The sequence below is a fragment of the Egibacteraceae bacterium genome (assembly GCA_040905805.1).
Classification (GTDB): domain Bacteria; phylum Actinomycetota; class Nitriliruptoria; order Euzebyales; family Egibacteraceae; genus DATLGH01.
Genome location: JBBDQS010000166.1, coordinates 48916 through 66224 on the forward strand (window position 1 = coordinate 48916; position 17309 = coordinate 66224).

Genomic DNA, 17309 nt, shown 5'->3' on the forward strand with positions numbered 1-17309 from the left:
GGGGGGTCGGGCTGGGCGGGGGGGGGGGGGGGGGGGGGGGGCGGGGCCGGCGGGCCCGGACGCCGCGGCGCGCACCGCCAGGTGGCCGGCGACCAGGCACCCCTCGGCATAGCCGACCGCCTGGACGCGCCCAGGCCCGAGCGCGGCGAGGTCGTGGTGCAGCACCGCAGCGGTCCAACCGGCGGACTCCGCCTCGGGCGGCAGCAGCACGTCGGCGGACTCCCCGTGACCGGGCAGGTCGGGGACCAGCACGTCGAACCCTGCCGCGGCCAGTCGCGGCACCCAGCCGGTCACCTCCCAGTCGCGGGCGCCGTCGGCGGCCCAGGCGTGCACGAGCACCACCGCCGGGCCGCCGGGGGTGCCGGCCCGCTGCCACGCGAGCACCGTCATGCGGGCGCCGCCAGGGCCTGCGCCAGATCGGCCCACAGGTCCTCGACGTGCTCGCAGCCGACGCTGACCCGCACCAGCCCCGCGGGCACCGCCTCCTCCCCGGGGTGCTCGTTGCGGCGCTCCAGCGTCGTCTCGACGCCGCCGAGGCTGGTGGCGTGGATCGCCAGGCGCACGTTCGCGCAGACCCCGTCCGCCGCCGGTCCGCCGCCGGCGACCTCGAACGCGAGCATCGCCCCGAAGCCGCGCATCTGGGCGGCGGCGCGGGCGTGGCCGGGATCGTCGGGCAGCCCCGGGTAGCGCACCCGGGTCACGCCCGGGTGCCGCTCGAGGCGGCGGGCGAGCTCCCCGGCGCTGGCCTGGGCGCGCTCAAGCCGCGGCCCGAGGGTGCGCACGCCACGCAGCGCCAGCCAGGCCTCCATCGGCCCGGGGACCGACCCGAGCAGGGTGCGCCGGGCGCGCAGCTCCTCGGCCAGGGCCGGGTCCGCGGCGACGGTCGCGCCGAGCAGCACGTCGGAGTGCCCGGCGAGGAACTTCGTCACGCTGTGCACGACGACGTCGACCCCGAGGTCCAGCGGGCGCGTGAGCAGCGGCGTGGCGAAGGTGTTGTCCGCCACGGTGCGCACGCCGAGCTCCCGGGCGCCCCGCGCGAGGGCGGGGAGGTCGGCGATGGCCATCAGCGGATTGGTGGGCGACTCGATCCACAGCAGGCTCGCGCCCTCGCAGGCCGCGAGGGTCGCGCCGGTGTCGGCGATGTCGACGGGATGCACGACCACCCGCCCCCGTTCGGCGAGGTCGTCCAGGCGCGCCCGCGTGCCGATGTAGGCGTCGCGGGCCACGGCGACCGGCGCGCCAAGGGGCAGGAGGTCGAGGACCGCCTCGATGGCCCCCATCCCCGAGGAGAAGACGTGCGCCGTCCCGCCCTCCAGGGCGGCGAGGACGTCCTCGAGCGCCGTCCACGTGGGGTTGCCCTCCCGTCCGTAGCCCACGGCCCCGGGGCCGCCCCCGGAGCGGTACACCGACGCGAGGGTCACCGGCACGCTCAGGGCGTCGCCGGGGTCGCCGGCGCCGCGGCCGGCGGACACGGCCTGTGTGGTGGGGTCGAGTGGCGCGGCGGTCACCGGCCGATCGTAGGGCCTTGCACCGGTGATGGCGGGGAGGCCAGGCGCCTTCGCGTTATGCTCGCGACCATGCCCCCCTCCACCGAGCAGGACCTCGACGTCACCGTCGTGCTGCCCGCCTTCAACGAGGTCGGCCACATCCGCGCCGAGGTCGACCGCATCACCGCGGCCATGAAGAACTCGCGGTACACCTTCGAGATCCTCGTCGTGGACGACGGGTCCTCGGACGGCACCGCCGAGGCCGTGGAGGGCCTGCCGTTCGTGCGGCTCCTGCGCTTCCCCGTGAACCGGGGTTCGGGCACGGCCCGGCGCCTCGGCACGGCCCAGGCCCGGGGACGGTGGGTCGCCTGGACCGACGCGGACATGACCTACCCCAACGAGCGCATCCCCGAGTTCGTGGATGCCCTCGCCGAGGGCAGGGCCCACCAGGTCGTCGGGGCGCGCGGGTCCGAGGAGGGCACCATGAAGGTGCTGCGGGTCCCGGCCAAGTGGGCGATCCGCAGGCTCGCGGAGTACCTCGCCCAGACGAAGATCCCCGACCTGAACTCCGGCCTGCGGGTGTTCTCCCGCGAGCAGGCCCGCCCCTACCTCGGGCTCCTGCCGTCCGGCTTCAGCTGCGTCACCACGATCACCCTCGCCTTCCTCGCCAACGGGCTGATCGTCGAGTACATCCCCATCGACTACCAGCAGCGCGCCGGCCGGTCCCACTTCCACCCGATCAAGGACGCCTACCGCTACATCCTGCAGGTCGTGCGGATGATCACGTTCTTCGAGCCGCTGCGGGTCTTCGGGCCGATCGCGCTGCTCCTGCTCACCCTCGGGGGCGGCAAGTTCGTCTACGACATGGTCACCAACCCGTTCCGGCTCACGAGCAACACCCTGCTGCTGTTGGTGACCGGGCTGACCCTCTTCAGCCTCGGGCTGCTCGCCGACCTGATCGTGCGGATCAACCGCCGGGACTGACCGCCGGGTACAGCAGGCCGTCGGCGAGCTGGCCGCGCACTGCCCCGTCGGGATGGGCCGCGGTGCGCACCACGAACGCGTACCGGTCGAGGTGCTGGGTGTCGGCGAGGACGGCGGGGTCGATCTGCTGGCACCGGCTGACCTCGCCGGTCGCGTCGTCGGGGGCCGGGGCCGTGACCACCGCCAGGCCGCGCTCGCCGGCCGGGGCATGCACGATGTGGCTGGTGGCGAAGGGTCCTGTCGCGTCGGTGGTGAGCCAGAAGCAGGTGAACCCGGAGGCGAAGTCGGCCTGCAGCCACGCGTGACCGGTCGCGCCGGGCTCGCCGGCGCCGGGCTCGCCCTCGGGGCCGACCACGTGCGCCCCGGACAGCGGGACGCCGAGCGTGCCCGTGGTGAGCTGGCTGCGGACCGCGCCGCCGGGGTGCTCGGCGGTGCGCACGGTCACGTAGTGGCCAGCACTGTGCTCCACGAGCTGCGCCATGACGAGCGGGTTGGCGCTCACGCAGCCGGCGGCCCGCCCGGTGGCGTCGGCCGGCACGGGCAGGTCCAGGACGCGGGGCCCCGTGGCGTCCATCGCCCCGGCGTGGATGTGCGCCCCGATGTAGGGGGCAGCCGCGTCGGTCGCGAGGTACGTGCACAGCCGGCCGTTGGGGGCGTCGATCTGCAGGACGGCGACGCCGGTCGCGTCGGTCTGGCCCTGGCCGAAGCGCGCGGGTCCGCTCCGGGCGTCCGCCACGAAGGCCCCCGACGGCGTGACCGCGCGATGGGCGGTGCCGAGCTGCCCGCGCACCACCCCCTCGGGGTACCGCTGCGACCGCACGTCCACGGCGAAGTCGCTCGGGGAGGCCTCGATCGCGTCGAGCAGCGCCGTGTCGACCGGCGCACACCCCTCGGTCCGGCCGGTCTCGTCGTCGGGTGTGCCCAGCTGGGCCGCGGTCGGGCCCGTCGCGTCCATGGCCGCTCGGCTCAGGTGGCTGCCGTGGAACGGGCCGTCGGCCAGGACCGAGATCGTCGAGCACAGCCGTCCGGTGCCGCTGTGCAGGCGCAGGAACGCGGTGCCGAGCGCCCCCGGGTCGCCCTGTCCCAGCCGGCCCGCCGGCTCGCCGTGGCCGACCACCAGGTAGCCGTCGAGCGTGGCGACGTGGACGCTGGTGAACAGCACCGCCTCCTCGGTGAGCACATCGACGAGGCGCATGACGAACGCGGCCATCTGGTCGCGGCGCACCGGCTGGGAGGGCAGGAAGGTGCCGTGCTCCGTGCCGACGGCCACGCGCGCCTCGGCCAGGGCGTTGATGTCGTCCTCGTGGACGTTGCCGTCGGTGTCGGTGAAGAAGCGCCGGCCCGGCTGCCGGGGCTCGCCGGCGATCTCGGCGACGGCGCGGTTCAGGAAGGCGGTCATCTGGTCGCGGCGCACCGGCGCCGCGGGCCGGTAGGACCCGTCGGCGAAGCCGCTCACCACCCCGACCGCCGCGAGCCGGTTGACCGCGGTGGCGTGGGCGTTGTCGGGGGAGACGTCGGCGAAGGGACCGTCGGCCGCCGCGGGAAGGTCCAGGTCGGCCAGGTCGAGCAGGCGCATGACGAACGACGCCATCTGGTCGCGACGCACCGAGCCGGCGGGTTCGTAGGTGGTGGGGCCCACCCCGGCCGTGATGCCGTACAGGGCCAGGCAGTCGACGGCGGTCGCGTGGGTGCTGCCGTGCAGGTCCCCGAACCCCGCCCCCGGGGTGTTGGCGGGACAGGCGTGCTCCAGGCTGCGCGCAGGTCCCTGGGCGTCGGCGGGAGCGGCCAGCAGGGCGACCGCCACGGCCAGGACGGCGACGACGGCCGTCCCCGCGCGTGTGCCCGTGCCCGACGTGGCCCACATGGCTCCAGCCTCCCTCAGCGCCCGCTGCGCTCGCGCGGGGTGGTGGCGCGCGCCGGCGCGCGCCAGTTGCGGCTGGCGGCGATCAGCACCAGCTCGGCCAGCATCTGGGCGAGGCGGAAGTAGACCGACGCGGCGATCAGCGTGGCCGTCCCGACCGAGGGACCGAGCAGCAGGATGTGGACGGCCTCGCGGATGCCCAGGCCCGAGGGGAACGGCACGGCGACGAACCCCACCATCCACGCCATGGCGTGACCGGACACGACGGTGGGGAAGGACACCCCGGGGACGAGCCCCGTGACCAGCACCGCGAACGCGGACCCCATCGCGAGGATGACCCCGAGGCACCAGGCCCCCGCCCGCAGGATCGCCGCCTGTGCGGGCACGAGCTCCTGCACGGCCTCGCGGGTGTCGGCCCGGGCGGTCGTGTCGCCGTCGACGGCGCCGGGGCCGGTGCTCACCAGCGGGTGGGGCCGGCGCCGGCGATACCAGGTGATGACCCAGACCAACCATCGGCGGTCGAGCATGACCAGGATCGCGAGCGGCGCCAGGGCGGCCAGGCGCAGCCACCCGCCCAGCTCGGTGCCGAGGACGGCGATCCCGGCGCCGAGGACCGCGCCGGCGCCGGCCTGGGTGAACGCGAACACCACGAAGGCGGTCGCCGCCCGCGGTAGGGAGACCTCCGCCCGGGTGGCGTAGCCGACCTGGCCGATCGCCTGCCAGACACCGCCCGGCACGTACTTGCCGAGCTGGGACAGGTAGAAGCCGGCGGACAGCGACCGGCCACGCACGTCGGGCGGCAGCAGCTGGGCCCAGGCCCGATTGGTCAGCGCCATGGCGACGGTCAGGAGCACGAAGGCGACCACGAGGCGCCACCACGCCGGGACGAGCACCTCGGTGCTGCGGTCCCAGGTCTGCCAGAAGGTCACCGCCAGGAAGGTGAGCCCGGCCGCACCGAAGGCGGTGCGCGCCGCCAGCCCGATCCACCGACGCACGCTCAGTGCTCCCGGCCGGGTCTGACATGTGAATCGTCCGAGCCTGCGAGGGTGATTCTCTGCTGTGCGGGGTGTGGCGGTCGCGCAGCGACCGCCCTGAGGATGCCGGCCTGGGGATCGCCGGAGCGCCGGTGCAGCACCGTCTGGGGCATGGGTCGCCGGGCCGGCACCGTCGGAGCGGTGCGGACGTCGGCGTGGTGGGCGGGGGGGATGCGCATCGCTGCGGCCCCATGCTACTGATCGCGGCGGAGCCGCCTGACGCGCAGGTTTTCGACGGCTGGGGATATCGCCGGTCCACGGATATGCTGGCGCACCGCTCTTGACCGTTGGGCCCGACCGTTTGCGAGGATCGACTGTGACCGTGGCCGGACCCTCGCGCGCAGCGCCGCGATGAGGGGCCTGGCCCGTGGGCTCATGGGGTGCCTCGAGGACCTGCTGGACCGGGTCGCGGTGGAGACCCCGGCGGGCCGGGCCGTGGCGGTGGGCTGGGAGGACAGCGCCATCGCCGAACGGCTCCACGTCCGGTGGGGTGATGCCGCGCTGGTCGTGCCCGGCGACGCCCGGCTGCCGTTCGCCGACAAGACGGTCGACGTGCTCGTCGGGGGCGGGTCCCTGGCGACCCTGCAGGATCCGCAGGCGGGCGTGCGCGAGCTCGCGCGGGTCACCCGCCGCCACCTCGTCCTCGCCATGCCCCGCGACCCGGCCTTCTCCGTGGCGCACCTGGTGTCCGTCCCCGAGGCACGGGCCGCGGGTGTCGCCCCCGGCCGCCGTCGCCGCTGGACGTCACCGGATCTCATCCGTCTCGTGAGCACGGTCGGCGCGGTCGCCGACGTCGTCAAGCCGCTGCCCTGGACGCTCGTGTGGGCCCGGCTCGACTAGGTCGGCCGACGCGACTCCCCTCGCTCCGGCCGCTCTCCTCCGCTGTCCGACGGGCCGCCGCCGCCGTGGTCCCCTGGGCGGTGTTCGCGACCCTGATCCTGGCGCTGCTCGGTCCGTCGTTGATCGGCGACGAGGTCGTGCTGCCGCACGACCAGCTGGAGGCGTTCCTGCCGTGGAGCGAGGGGGAGCCGATCCCCACCAGGCAGCTCGCCAACTACGAGCTGCGCGACGTCATCGACCAGTACTATCCGACCCAGCACGCCATCCTCCGGCGTCTCCTGGCCGGTGACGACGCCGCCTGGTTGGGCGACGTCGGGATCGGCTATCCCGGCGAGGCGTTCCTGGGCTGGGGGGTGTGGAGCCCCTTCCAGCTCCCCGCGGCGGTGCTGCCGTTCGACCAGGCGTGGTCGTGGGGGATGGCGCTGCGCCTCCTGGCGGCCATGGGCGGCGCCTACGTCCTGGCGCGCGGCTTCGGCATCGGGCGGGCCGGGTCGACGGTCGCCGGGGTCGCGTTCGGGCTGTCGGGCTTCATGGTCGGATGGCTGGGGTGGCCGCAGAGCCACGTCGGTGCCTTCATCCCGTGGGTGTGGGCGGCGGTGCGCGTCTGCGCTCGTCCCGGGCGTCCCTGGTGGGCGGTGGCCGCCCTGGGCCTGGCGACCGCGGGCCTGTGGCTCGGCGGGTTCCCCGCCGTGTCGGTCTGGGGGCTGCTCGGTGCCGCGGTGCTGGGGGCGCACGCCCTGCTGAGCCACCGCGGCGCGGGTTGGCGGACGCTGGTCGGCGGTGGGGCGGCGATCGCCGGGGGGGTCGTGGCCGGCACCGCGCTGGCGGCGTTCACCCTCCTGCCGACCGTGCTGATGCTCGACCAGTTCGACCTGGGGAGCCGCGAGCAGATGTGGCGTGCCCGGGTGCCCCTGGCTGCGCTGGTGACGTTCGCGGTGCCCGGTTACTTCGGGGACGTGGTGTCCCGCCCGTTCTGGCTGCGCCCCGCGTACGTGGAGACGGTGGGCTACGCGGGGGTGGTGACCCTGGCGCTGGCCGTCCCGGCGTGGGTGCTCGCACCGCGCCGTCTCGGGGTGTGGGTCGCCACCGGCCTGGCCGCGGCGTTTGTGGCGGTGGCCTACGGTGCGCCGTTCGTGCGCCCGGTGCTGGCCGGCGTGCCGGTCCTCGCGACCAACCCGCCCCCGCGTGCGCTGGCGGTGGCGGGGCTGTCGTTGGCCCTGCTCGGCGCCTTCGGTGCGGACGCCCTGGTGCGGTGGGTGGGGGGCTGGTCCCGGCTGACGCGGTGGACGTTCGTGCGCGCGGCGGTGGTGGCCCTGCTCGGGGCCGCGGCGTGGACGGCGATGCGGCCCTTGCCGTGGCTGACCGCGTACGCGCAGGATGCGTTCGCGAGCCCCGCGGCGGCGGCGCAGGCCCTGCGGCTCGGGTGGGAGCACGTCGAGGTGGCGGCCGGGCTGGTGGTGGCGGTCGCGATGCTGGTGGCGGGGGCCCGGCTCGTGGCGGTGGCGTGGCGGCCGCTGGGCGCGGGCATCCTCGCTGTGGGGCTGGTGGGGTTGGTCGCGGTGGACCTCGGCGGTTTCGCCGCCGGGCGCAACCCGCAGGTGCCCCGCGCGGGGCTGTTCCCCGACGCGCCCGGACTGGACGCGCTGGTCGACGCCTCGGCGCGGCACCGGGTCGCGACGGCCAACGACGTCGGTCTGCCGAACACCCATCTGGAGTACGGGTTCGCCGACGTGCGCTACCACGGTTTCGTCAGCCGGCGTCACCGGCAGGTCCTGACCCGCATGGGCGCGCAGTTCACCTCGGCCACGCTCTGGCGCCTGGACGCGGAGGACAGCGCCGCCTGGGAGCCCTGGCTGACGCTGCTCGGGGTCGGCACGGTGCTCGCCCCCGACTGGGTCGAGGTGCTCCCGGGCGCGCGGGTCCCGGCCGTGGGATACGTCCCGAGCGGTCCGCTGAGCAGCGCCGGGGTGGCGGTGCGCCTGCCCGCCCCGCGGGACGGCACCATCGTGGGCGTGCAGGTCAGGGTCGGCGACTTCGGCCGCCGCAACGTCGGCGCGCTGCAAGCCAGGGTGCAGGTGGGTGACGTGGCGACCGCGGGGCGCATCGGGCTGGCGAGCCTGGTCGACGGCAAGCCCGCGATGATCCCCGTGCCGCCGGTCGAGGTGTCCGCCGGCGACCAGGTGAGCATCCGCCTGACCGGCGACGTCCAGGACGGCACGTCCGGCGTGGCCGTCTACGGCGACGCCACCGACACGGGGTTCAGGCCGGCGGTGGGCCTGCGCTTCCGCGACGACCCCACCTACGAGGCCACCGAGGCGGGCCCGGTCCGGCTGTTCGCCAACGACCGGGCGCCCGAGCGGGTCTATGCGGTGGGCTCGGCGCGGGCGGTGCTCCCCGGCCGCGCCCTCGGGGTCCTCGAGGACCTCGAGCCCGAGGAGGTCGCCACCACCGCCGTCGTCGAGGCGACCGCCGGCGCGCCCCTGACCGGTCTGCCCGACGGCGGCACCCCCGTGGTCACCGGGTGGACGCAGGACGGCGGCACGATCCGGGCGGTGGTCGACGCCGACGACGGTGCGGTGCTGGTGGTGCTGCAGGAGGCGCTCGACGGGTGGCGCGCCACCCTGGAGGGGCAGCCCGTCGACGTGGTGCGGGTCAACCACCTGTTCGTCGGGGTGGTCGTGCCGCCCGGCGGCGGGGTCGTGGAGCTGCGCTACGTGCCGGCTGGCTGGTCCGTCGGGGTGGCGCTCGCCGCGGCCGCGGCCCTGTCGTTGTTGGTGGGCTCTGCGTGGGGAGTCTGGCGGCGACGGCGGGCCAGGGGCAGGCTCACCAGCGCGCCGCCATAAGGACACGCTCACGCTCGCTTCACCGGCATCCCATGCGCCGGGGGGACAGTACCGGTGTGAGTTATCCGCACCGCACACCGACCACAGGAGCAACCATGCGCACTGTCCTATCCCGCCCCGCAGCGCTCCGCGTTCTCCCCGACGGCACCAGTGCGCCGCGACCAGATGGCCTCGTTCATCGCCCGCACCCTTGACACGCTGGTGGCGGACGGGCACATGACCGCCGGTCCGTAGGCCCCTCGAGAACGGCCCGCCCAGATTTCCCGCGCGGGAAATCTGGGCGAACGACCTCCACGGGGGCCAGCATGGCGCTGCCTGGCCGGAGCTCTCCCGCGTCGGCGCGGGAAAACTGGGCGCCGACCCTCGGCGGCGGTGCGCAACTCGAGCGTTGCCACTGGCCTGTCCCGCTCGGAAGCGGTCCGGCGTGGTCTGGTCGCGGCTGCCCAGCGGCTTCGCGATCGCCAGCGCCTCATCGACGAAGTGGCTGAGCTCGCAGCTGGCGAAGCCGACCGCGCCGAGGCGGCCGAGGTCTCCGCGATGATGGAGGATCTCCGTGCGGCGTGGAGACGTCGTCCGGCTGCGCCTCGGACGCCGCCAAGGGCATCAGCAGGCCGGCACTGAAGAGCAGTGGGGTGTCGGCCTCGCTCTGGAGACGGTCCTGGACCTGCGTTGACCAAGGGTGCACTGTGCGGTAACGCCCGCTATCGGACGCCCATCTCTTGCGCGGCTCGCACCGCCATGTGTGCACCGCCTATCACATCGTGCTGCGGGGCTCAGCCGATGGTGAGCTCGTCGCCGGCGACGTCGACCTTGACCACCGAGCCCTCGGTGACCGTGTCGTCGAGCAGCGCGAGCGCCACCCGGTCCTCCAGCTCCTTGCGCAGCACCCGCTTCAGGGGTCGGGCGCCGAACACCGGGTCGTAACCGCGCGCGGCCAGCCAGTCCTTGGCCGCGCCGGTCAGCTCCAGGTCCAGGTCGCGTTGGGCGAATCGTGCGCGCACCCGTTCGAGCTGCACGTCCACGATGGCGCGCAGGTGCTCGCGGGACAGCCGGTGGAAGATCAGGACCTCGTCGAGGCGGTTCAGGAACTCCGGGCGGAAGTGGCCGCGCACCTCGGTCATGACCCGCTCGCGCATGGCCTCGTCGGGCAGGTCCGGGTCGAGCAGGTACTGCGAGCCGAGGTTGCTCGTCATGACGACCACGGTGTTGCGGAAGTCCACGGTGTGGCCCTGCCCGTCGGTCAGGCGGCCGTCGTCGAGCACCTGCAGCAGCGCGTTGAACACGTCGGGGTGGGCCTTCTCGACCTCGTCGAGCAGGATGACCGAGTAGGGCCGCCGGCGGACCGGCTCGGTCAGCTGCCCGCCCTCGTCGTAGCCGACGTAGCCCGGGGGCGCCCCGACCAGGCGGGACACGGTGTGCTTCTCCTGGAACTCGCCCATGTCCAGGCGGATCATCGCCCGCTCGTCGTCGAACAGGAACTGCGCCAGGGTGCGCGCCAGCTCGGTCTTGCCGACACCGGTCGGCCCGAGGAACAGGAACGAGCCCAGCGGCTGGTCGGGGTCGGCCAGGCCCGCGCGGGAGCGGCGCACGGCGTCGGCGACGGCCTTGACGGCCTCCTCCTGGCCGATCACCCGCTGGCGCAGCGTGTCCTCGAGGCGCACGAGCTTGTCGCGCTCGCCTTCGAGCAGGCGGGCGACGGGGATGCCGGTCCACTTGCCGACGACCTCGGCGATGTCCTCGGCGTCGACCTCCTCTTTGAGCATGCGCTGCTCGCTCTGCAGCTCGTCCAGCGCCGCCTGGGCCGCCTCGAGGTCGCGTTCCAGGGCGGGGATGCGCCCGTAGCGCAGCTCGGCGGCGCGCGACAGCTCCCCGTCGCGCTCGGCGCGCTCGGCGTCCTCGCGGGTGGTCTCCAGCTGCTGGCGCAGCTCGTTGACCCGCTCGATGGCGGCCTTCTCGGCCTCCCACTGCTGGCGCAGGGTGTCGAGCTCGCCCCGCAGGGCCTCGAGCTCGTCGGCGATCTCGCGCCGCCGGTCGACCGTGTCGGGGTCCTCCTTGCGCCCGCCCGCCGGCGACGTCGTCGCCCGTTCCCGGTCGCCCTCCAGGGCGGCCTGCTCGATCTCCAGCTGCTTGGCCCGGCGGGTGAGCACGTCGATCTCGGCGGGCATCGAGTCCAGCTCGATGGCCAGGCGGCTGGTGGCCTCGTCGACCAGGTCGATGGCCTTGTCGGGCAGGAAGCGCTCGGTGAGGTAGCGGTCGGACAGGCGCGCGGCGGCCACCAGGGCCGAGTCGGTGATGCGCACGCCGTGGTGCAGGGCGTAGCGCTCCTTCAGGCCGCGCAGGATCGCGACGGTGTCCTCGATCGAGGGCTCGCCGACGTGCACCGGCTGGAAGCGGCGCTCCAGCGCCTTGTCCTTCTCGATGGCGCGGTACTCCTCCAGCGTGGTCGCGCCGATCATGCGCAGCTGGCCGCGCGCGAGCATGGGCTTGATCATGTTGCCGGCGTCCATCGCCCCCTCGGCCTTGCCGGCACCGACGATGGTGTGCAGCTCGTCGACGAAGCTGATGATCTGGCCCTGCGCGGACTCGATCTCCTTCAGCACCGCCTTCAGCCGCTCCTCGAACTCGCCGCGGTACTTCGCGCCGGCGACCATCGCGGCCAGGTCGAGTGCGACGAGGCGCTTGTCCTTCAGGCTGCCGGGCACGTCGCCGTCGACGATGCGCTTCGCGAGCCCCTCGACGATGGCGGTCTTGCCGACGCCGGGGTCGCCGATCAGCACGGGGTTGTTCTTCGTGCGGCGGCTCAGGACCTGGATGACCCGGCGGATCTCCTCGTCGCGGCCGATGACGGGGTCGAGGTCGCCGGCGCGGGCGGCGTCGGTGAGGTCGCGGGCGTAGCGCTCCAGCGCCTCGTAGGTGGCCTCGGGGGTCTGGGAGGTGACGCGCTGGTTCCCGCGCACCTCCCGCAGCGCGGACAGCAGGGCGTCGCCCTCCACACCGGCGTCGCGCAGCACCCCGCCGGCCTTGCCCCGCTCCGCGGCGAGGGCGAGCAGCAGGTGCTCGGTGGAGGTGTAGTCGTCACCGAGTGCGCCGGCCCGCTCCTGGGCGTCGTCGAGCACACGCGCGAGGTCGCGGGACAGGGTCGGCTGACCGGTGGCCCCGTGGGCGGCGGGCAGGTGGCCGAGCGCCTCGTCGGTGGCGCGCACCAGCGTCGCCGGCGTCACCCCCAGACGGCCGAGCACGGGGTACACCGCCCCCTCGGACTCGGTGAGCAGGGCGGCGAGCAGGTGCAGGGGCGCCACCTCGGCGTGACCGCGCTGGCTCGCCGTCTGCACCGCCTGCTGGAGGGCGAGCTGTGACTTGTGGGTGAAGCGTTCGAGATCCATGCTCGAAGTGTACCCCCTGCGGAGAGAAAATCTGCGTGCTTAGCACTTAGATTGTTGTCACCGTTGGTCCGGCCTCAAACCCAGCAAATGTGGGTTGAACGGAGAGGTCCAGCGGGTTATCCTGAGCGGTAATCGGTTGCCGGTTGTCCGGGTTCGCGCCCCTCCCAGAGGGGAATGCAGGATCCACACCCGAGACGTGCGCCGCCTGGTCCCCGTGGCTCCCACCGGCCTGATGCTCCGAGCTGCCCGAGCATCCTGATCCCTAGGCGAAGCCCATGCCATTGATGAAGCTGAAGTCGACCTCCACACCCGCGCCGGCGGTGGCGCATTCCCCCCAGGGCCGGGTCGACCAGCCCGTCGTGGAGATCTGGGGCCAGTGCGGCAAGTGCCGTGCCTGGTTCGGCTGCGACAGCTGGTTCGACCGCACGGTGCCGATGCCCACGTGCCCGACCTGTGCGTTCCCGCCGGGTGCGCTGCGCTACGAGCGCGGCGACGTGCCACCCGGCTCGCGCCACCGCATCCTCTCGGAACTCTGGATCGGCTGACCGATCGGCTGACCGCGCCGCCGACGCCGACCGGGGCAGGCCCCGCCGGGCGCCTGGTACCCGGGCGTCCACGAGCGCCCGCGTGGCGCCCGGGCCCCGGTTGCAGTACGACTGGTAGCCAGCTGTGGACTAGTGCGCGCCGAGCCGCCGACCAGCGCCGCGCGATCGAACGGACGGGGGAACCCGCATGAGCAAGCACCGGACACACCGCACGCGGGCGCTGACCGTCGCCGCGGGGATCGTGGCCTGCGTCCTCGGGGGCGCTGCCTACACCGTCCCGGACGGCGAGGCCCAGACCGACCCGTCGGTGGTCGCGTCCGAGGGCTCCGCGGAGGTCCAGGACGAGGAGGTGGACGCCGCGCCGACCGCGGAGCGCGAGTTCGAGCACGAGTACGAGCCGGAACCGACCCCCCCGCCAGCCCCGGCGCAACCTCCGGTGGAACCCACCGCAGCGCCTGCGCCCCAGCCCCGGGCGGAGCGCGACGTCGAGCACGAGTTCGAGCCGGAGCCAGTGGCGACCCCTCCCGCGCCGGCGCCGCCCCCCACACCGGACGCCCCGCCTCCCGCCGCCATGCCGGACAGCCCTCCCGCGCCTCCCGCGCCTCCCGCGCCGCCACCCGCCGACGACGCGGAGGCGCCCGCGTCGCCACCCGCCGACGACGCGGAGGTGCCCGCGTCCCGGGCGCCCGCCGAGCATCCCGTGGCCGTGGCGGGGTCGCCCGCGCCACACCCCGGCCCGCCGCCCGCCGCTGACGCCCCAGACGAGCAGGACGACCCGGGCATGGCCGGTGCGCGCGGGTCGCAGCGCACGAGCTCCTCGGGCCGCGCAACGGCGCCGTCGGGCGCGATGACGGCGCTGCGGTCCTCGACCATGGACGCGTTCGACGACGACCAGGTGCTCGCGCCCCTCGTGGCGCCCCGCGAGGTGGCGCGCGCCGACACGTCCGCACGGCGGGTGACCGGGGTGGCGCCGGCCCACCGGGAGCTCCTGGCCTCGGCCGGGCCGACCGTCGCCCCGCCCGCCGGACCCGGCGCGTTCGCCGGACCCGGCGCGCCCGCCGGACCCGGCGCGCCCGCCGGGTCGACCGGCGCGCCATCCCCGACGGTGATCCTGGCCTCGGCCCTGCTCACCCTGGCCGGCGCCGCCTCCGCCGGCGCCTACGCCCTCCAGCGCCGCCGCGCCCGCTGACACACGGGCCTGTGCGCGTCGGCCGTGATCCTGCACGGCGGCTGTGGGCCCGGACCGCGGACGGGTCGGTGCGTTGCGGATTGGGGCCATGCTGTGGCCCTGATCCTGCACGGCGCCCGGGCGAGGCCGCCACCCGGCCCCGCGTCCCGGCTCAGCGCCGGCGGCGGGAGCCCTGGTGCCGCTCGATGGCCGTCGGCCGGTAGAGCACGATCTCGGCACCGCTGCGCTGCGCGGCGCGACGCATGCTCCGCCTCGCCTCCTCGCGCACGGCTTCGGTCTCCATGCGGGCGCGGGTCAGGCGGCGTTCGGCGAGCTCGAGGCGGTCCTGGAGGTCCAGGACGCGCAGGACCCCGGCGAGGTTCACGCCCTCGCCCTGGGTGAGCTCCTGGATGAGCAGGACCCGGTCGACGTCGCGCTGCGAGTAGCGCCGGGTCCCCCCGGCGGTGCGCTCCGGCTCGATCAGGCCCTTGCGCTCGTAGGTGCGCAGGGTCTGGGGATGCACGCCCGCGAGCTCGGCCGCCACCGAGATGATGTACACCGCGCCGTCGCTCGCCACCGTCAGCACCTCCATGGCGGTCGCTGCGCGACCGCCTCACCCGGCACAGCGGAGCATCGCCTCCGCAAGCTCCGGCGATTCACGTCTCAGGCCCCCTTGCTCATCGCGGCCTCGAGGTGGTCGCGCACGCCGGTCTCCTCGGTCTCCGCGAACTCCTCCAGCAGCTTGCGCTGCGTGCGGTTGAGCTTGCGCGGGACGACGAGGTCGACGGTCACCAGCAGGTCGCCGCGGCCTCCGCCGGCGCGGGGCGCCCCGCGCCCCTTCACCCGGAACGTGCGCCCCGACTCGGTACCCGCCGGGATCTTGAGGGTGACGGGATCGTCGAGGGTCGGGACGCGCAGTCGCGTGCCGAGCGCCGCCTCGGAGAACGTGATCGGGACACGCAGGGTGAGCTGGTCCCCGGAGCGTCCGAACAGCGCGTCCTCGTCGACGTGCACGCGCACGTACAGGTCCCCGGAGGGCCCGCCGTTGAGGCCGGCCTCGCCCTTGCCCTTCAACCGGATGCGGGCGCCGTCGCGGACCCCGGCGGGGATGCGCGCGCGGATCGTGCGCACCCGCTGCTCGGCACCGGTGCCCCCGCAGGTGGGACACGGGTCGGGGATCTGGGTGCCACGGCCGGCGCACGTCGGACACGGCTCGGAGAAGCTGAACAGTCCCTGGTCGCGGGCGATGGACCCCTGGCCCCCGCAGGTCTGGCACGGCACCGGGCTGGTCCCCGGCTTGGCGCCGGAGCCGAAGCAGGTCGAGCAGGTGGCCTGACCGGTCACCCGCAGCGTCGTGGTCACGCCCGCCATCGCGTCGGCGAACGACAGGGTGAGGTCGGTCTCCACGTCACGCCCGCGCCGCGGACCGGCGCCCCGGCGGGCCCGTCCGCCGGATGGGGCGCCCGGTCCGCCTCCCTGGGTGAACATGTCGCCGAGCAGGTCGCCGAGATCGAAGACCTGCCCACCTCCCGCGGTCCGGGTGGACCCACGGGGGAACCCGCCGGGGAAGCCCCCCGCCCCGCCTCCCGGCCCGGCGCCCCCGAACATCCCGGAGCCGGCCAGCTGGCGGACCTCGTCGTACTCCTTGCGCTTCTCTGGGTTGGACAGCACGGCGTGGGCCTCGCTGACCTCCTTGAAGCGCGCCTCGGCGGTCGGGTCGTCGGGGCGGGCGTCGGGGTGCAGGTCCCGGGCGAGCTTGCGGTAGGCCTTGCTGACCTCGGCCTGCGTGGCGTCCTTGGACACGCCGAGAGCGGCGTAGTAGTCCTTCTCGAAGTAGTCGCGCTGCGCCATGCCCGGGCTCCTCCTTAGCGAGCGACCTTCACCGATGCGGGTCGCAGCACCCGACCCTTGAACCGGTAGCCGCTGCGCAGCACCTCGGCGACGACCGGCTCGTCGACCTCGCGGCCGAGCTCCTCGGCGGCGTCGACCTGCATCATCGCCTCGTGCTGCTCGGGGTCGAACTCCACGCCGATCCCCGGGATCTCCTCCAGCCCCGCGTTGGTCAGCGCGGCGAGCAGCTCGGTGTGCACCATCTGTACGCCCTTGGCCAGGCCCTCGTCCTCGCTGGCCTCCGCGGCGCCGAGCGCGTGACCGAAGTTGTCGAGCACGCCGAGCAGGCCCTCGACCACCTTCTCGGCCCCCCGGTCGAGCGCCTCCAGGCGCTCCCGGGCGGAGCGCTTGCGGAAGTTGTCGAACTCCGCGCGCTCCCGCCGCAGGTAGTCCACGTACTCGTCGCGCTCGGCCTCGACCGCACCGAGCGCGGCGAGCAGCTCCTCACGGGTCCGCCCGTCGTCGGGCGGACCGGCGGGCCCAGCCTGGTAGACCGGCTCGGCCTGGTCGGCCGGCTCGGCGGGCCCAGCCTGGTCGGCCGGGTCGGCCTGGTCGGCCGGCTCGGCGGGCCCAGCCTGGTCGGCCGGGTCGGCCGGGTCGGCCGGGTCGGCCGGGTCGGCCGGCTCGGCCACCTCGTCGGCGTCGGCCGGCTGCTCGCCGGGGGCATCGGGCCGGGGCGCCTGCTCGGCGGTCGCGTCCGGTCGGATCTCCTGGGGGTCAGTCATGATCGACCCTTAGGCCGCGCCCTCGTCGCCTTCGTCGACGACCTCGGCATCCACGATGCCCTCGTCCTCGTCGGCCTGCGCCTGGCCTGCCGCGTCACCGGCCGCCGACTGCGCGGTCTGCTGGCCGGCCTGGTCCGCCGCGCCGGCGGCGTACAGCGCCTGGCCGACCTCCTGGCTCACGCGCATGAGCTCCTCGGTGGCGCTGCGGATCGCCGCGACGTCCTGGCCGCCGAGCGCCTCGCGGACCTTGCCCTGGGTCTCCTCGAGCTTCGCCTTGTGCTCCGCGGAGATCTTGTCGCCGCTGTCGGTGACCAGCTTGTCGGTCTGGTACATGAGGTTGTCCGCCTCGTTGCGCGCGTCGGCCTCCTCCTTGCGCTTGCGGTCCTCCTCGGCGTAGGCCTCGGCGTCCTTGACCATGCGCTCGATGTCGTCCTTCGGCATGGCCGTCTGCCCGGTGATGGTCATCGACTGCTCCTTGCCGGTGGCCCGGTCCTTGGCGGACACGTGCACGATGCCGTTGGCGTCGATGTCGAAGGTGACCTCGATCTG

14 protein-coding genes are annotated in these 17309 nt (G+C 74.7%); 5 read left to right on the forward strand and 9 right to left on the reverse strand.

Features of this window, described 5'->3' with window-relative positions:
- Positions 1-390, reverse strand: a 390-nt coding sequence (locus tag WD250_17885; GenBank protein ID MEX2622083.1) for an alpha/beta fold hydrolase, incomplete at its 3' end; no start/stop codon positions are given.
- A complete protein-coding gene (locus WD250_17890; protein ID MEX2622084.1) occupies positions 387-1508 on the reverse strand; it encodes an aminotransferase class I/II-fold pyridoxal phosphate-dependent enzyme in 1122 nt (373 codons plus the stop codon). The genes WD250_17885 and WD250_17890, both read right to left, overlap by 4 nt.
- 69 nt (positions 1509-1577) lie before the next feature.
- Here WD250_17890 and WD250_17895 point away from each other — a divergent pair, with 69 nt between their 5' ends.
- Complete coding sequence (locus WD250_17895; protein MEX2622085.1) at positions 1578-2471, forward strand: glycosyltransferase family 2 protein; 894 nt, start codon at positions 1578-1580, stop codon at positions 2469-2471.
- On the opposite strand, the gene WD250_17900 is transcribed toward WD250_17895, so the two are convergent.
- On the reverse strand, positions 2455-4335 hold the full coding sequence (locus WD250_17900; protein ID MEX2622086.1) for a CHRD domain-containing protein: 1881 nt from the start codon (positions 4333-4335) through the stop codon (positions 2455-2457). The genes WD250_17895 and WD250_17900 overlap by 17 nt on opposite strands.
- Positions 4336-4349: 14 nt before the next feature.
- Entirely contained in the window at positions 4350-5327 is a 978-nt protein-coding gene (locus tag WD250_17905) for a hypothetical protein (GenBank protein ID MEX2622087.1), read from the reverse strand.
- A 390-nt stretch (positions 5328-5717) separates the two neighbouring features.
- Between WD250_17905 and WD250_17910 the strand changes: the two genes are divergently transcribed.
- Both WD250_17910 and WD250_17915 read left to right on the forward strand, forming a co-directional pair.
- Complete coding sequence (locus WD250_17910) at positions 5718-6206, forward strand: methyltransferase domain-containing protein (GenBank protein ID MEX2622088.1); 489 nt, start codon at positions 5718-5720, stop codon at positions 6204-6206.
- A 65-nt stretch (positions 6207-6271) separates the two neighbouring features.
- Positions 6272-9049 carry a hypothetical protein gene (locus WD250_17915; protein ID MEX2622089.1) on the forward strand — a complete coding sequence of 926 codons (2778 nt, stop codon included), beginning with the start codon at positions 6272-6274 and terminating at the stop codon, positions 9047-9049.
- A 773-nt stretch (positions 9050-9822) separates the two neighbouring features.
- Here WD250_17915 and clpB read toward each other — a convergent pair.
- The gene (gene clpB, locus WD250_17920) at positions 9823-12432 is read right to left on the reverse strand and encodes an ATP-dependent chaperone ClpB (protein ID MEX2622090.1); all 2610 of its coding nucleotides are present in this window, start codon (positions 12430-12432) and stop codon (positions 9823-9825) included.
- Positions 12433-12707: 275 nt separating this feature from the next.
- Between clpB and WD250_17925 the strand changes: the two genes are divergently transcribed.
- Positions 12708-12977, forward strand: a complete 270-nt coding sequence (locus tag WD250_17925; protein ID MEX2622091.1) for a hypothetical protein — start codon at positions 12708-12710, stop codon at positions 12975-12977.
- 187 nt (positions 12978-13164) lie between these two features.
- Positions 13165-14166: a hypothetical protein gene (locus tag WD250_17930; protein ID MEX2622092.1), complete on the forward strand. Its 1002-nt coding sequence runs from the start codon at positions 13165-13167 to the stop codon at positions 14164-14166.
- A gap of 151 nt (positions 14167-14317) precedes the next feature.
- On the opposite strand, the gene WD250_17935 is transcribed toward WD250_17930, so the two are convergent.
- The 4 genes from WD250_17935 to WD250_17950 form a co-directional block, all read right to left on the reverse strand.
- Entirely contained in the window at positions 14318-14737 is a 420-nt protein-coding gene (locus tag WD250_17935) for a MerR family transcriptional regulator (protein ID MEX2622093.1), read from the reverse strand.
- Positions 14738-14808: 71 nt separating this feature from the next.
- On the reverse strand, positions 14809-15996 hold the full coding sequence (dnaJ, locus tag WD250_17940; protein MEX2622094.1) for a molecular chaperone DnaJ: 1188 nt from the start codon (positions 15994-15996) through the stop codon (positions 14809-14811).
- 14 nt (positions 15997-16010) lie between these two features.
- The gene (grpE, locus tag WD250_17945) at positions 16011-16760 is read right to left on the reverse strand and encodes a nucleotide exchange factor GrpE (GenBank protein MEX2622095.1); all 750 of its coding nucleotides are present in this window, start codon (positions 16758-16760) and stop codon (positions 16011-16013) included.
- 9 nt (positions 16761-16769) lie between these two features.
- On the reverse strand, positions 16770-17309 hold a 540-nt coding region (locus WD250_17950; protein ID MEX2622096.1), incomplete at its 5' end, for an Hsp70 family protein.

Bases quoted from the DNA above. Each gene is read 5' to 3' on its own strand.
- WD250_17910 (MEX2622088.1), top strand. From the start codon at position 5,718: ATGAGGGGCCTGGCCCGTGGGCTCATGGGGTGCCTCGAGGACCTGCTG.
- clpB (MEX2622090.1), bottom strand. From the start codon at position 12,432: ATGGATCTCGAACGCTTCACCCACAAGTCACAGCTCGCCCTCCAGCAG.
- WD250_17900 (MEX2622086.1), bottom strand. From the start codon at position 4,335: ATGTGGGCCACGTCGGGCACGGGCACACGCGCGGGGACGGCCGTCGTC.
- WD250_17895 (MEX2622085.1), top strand. From the start codon at position 1,578: ATGCCCCCCTCCACCGAGCAGGACCTCGACGTCACCGTCGTGCTGCCC.
- WD250_17935 (MEX2622093.1), bottom strand. From the start codon at position 14,737: ATGGAGGTGCTGACGGTGGCGAGCGACGGCGCGGTGTACATCATCTCG.
- grpE (MEX2622095.1), bottom strand. From the start codon at position 16,760: ATGACTGACCCCCAGGAGATCCGACCGGACGCGACCGCCGAGCAGGCG.
- dnaJ (MEX2622094.1), bottom strand. From the start codon at position 15,996: ATGGCGCAGCGCGACTACTTCGAGAAGGACTACTACGCCGCTCTCGGC.
- WD250_17925 (MEX2622091.1), top strand. From the start codon at position 12,708: ATGCCATTGATGAAGCTGAAGTCGACCTCCACACCCGCGCCGGCGGTG.
- WD250_17930 (MEX2622092.1), top strand. From the start codon at position 13,165: ATGAGCAAGCACCGGACACACCGCACGCGGGCGCTGACCGTCGCCGCG.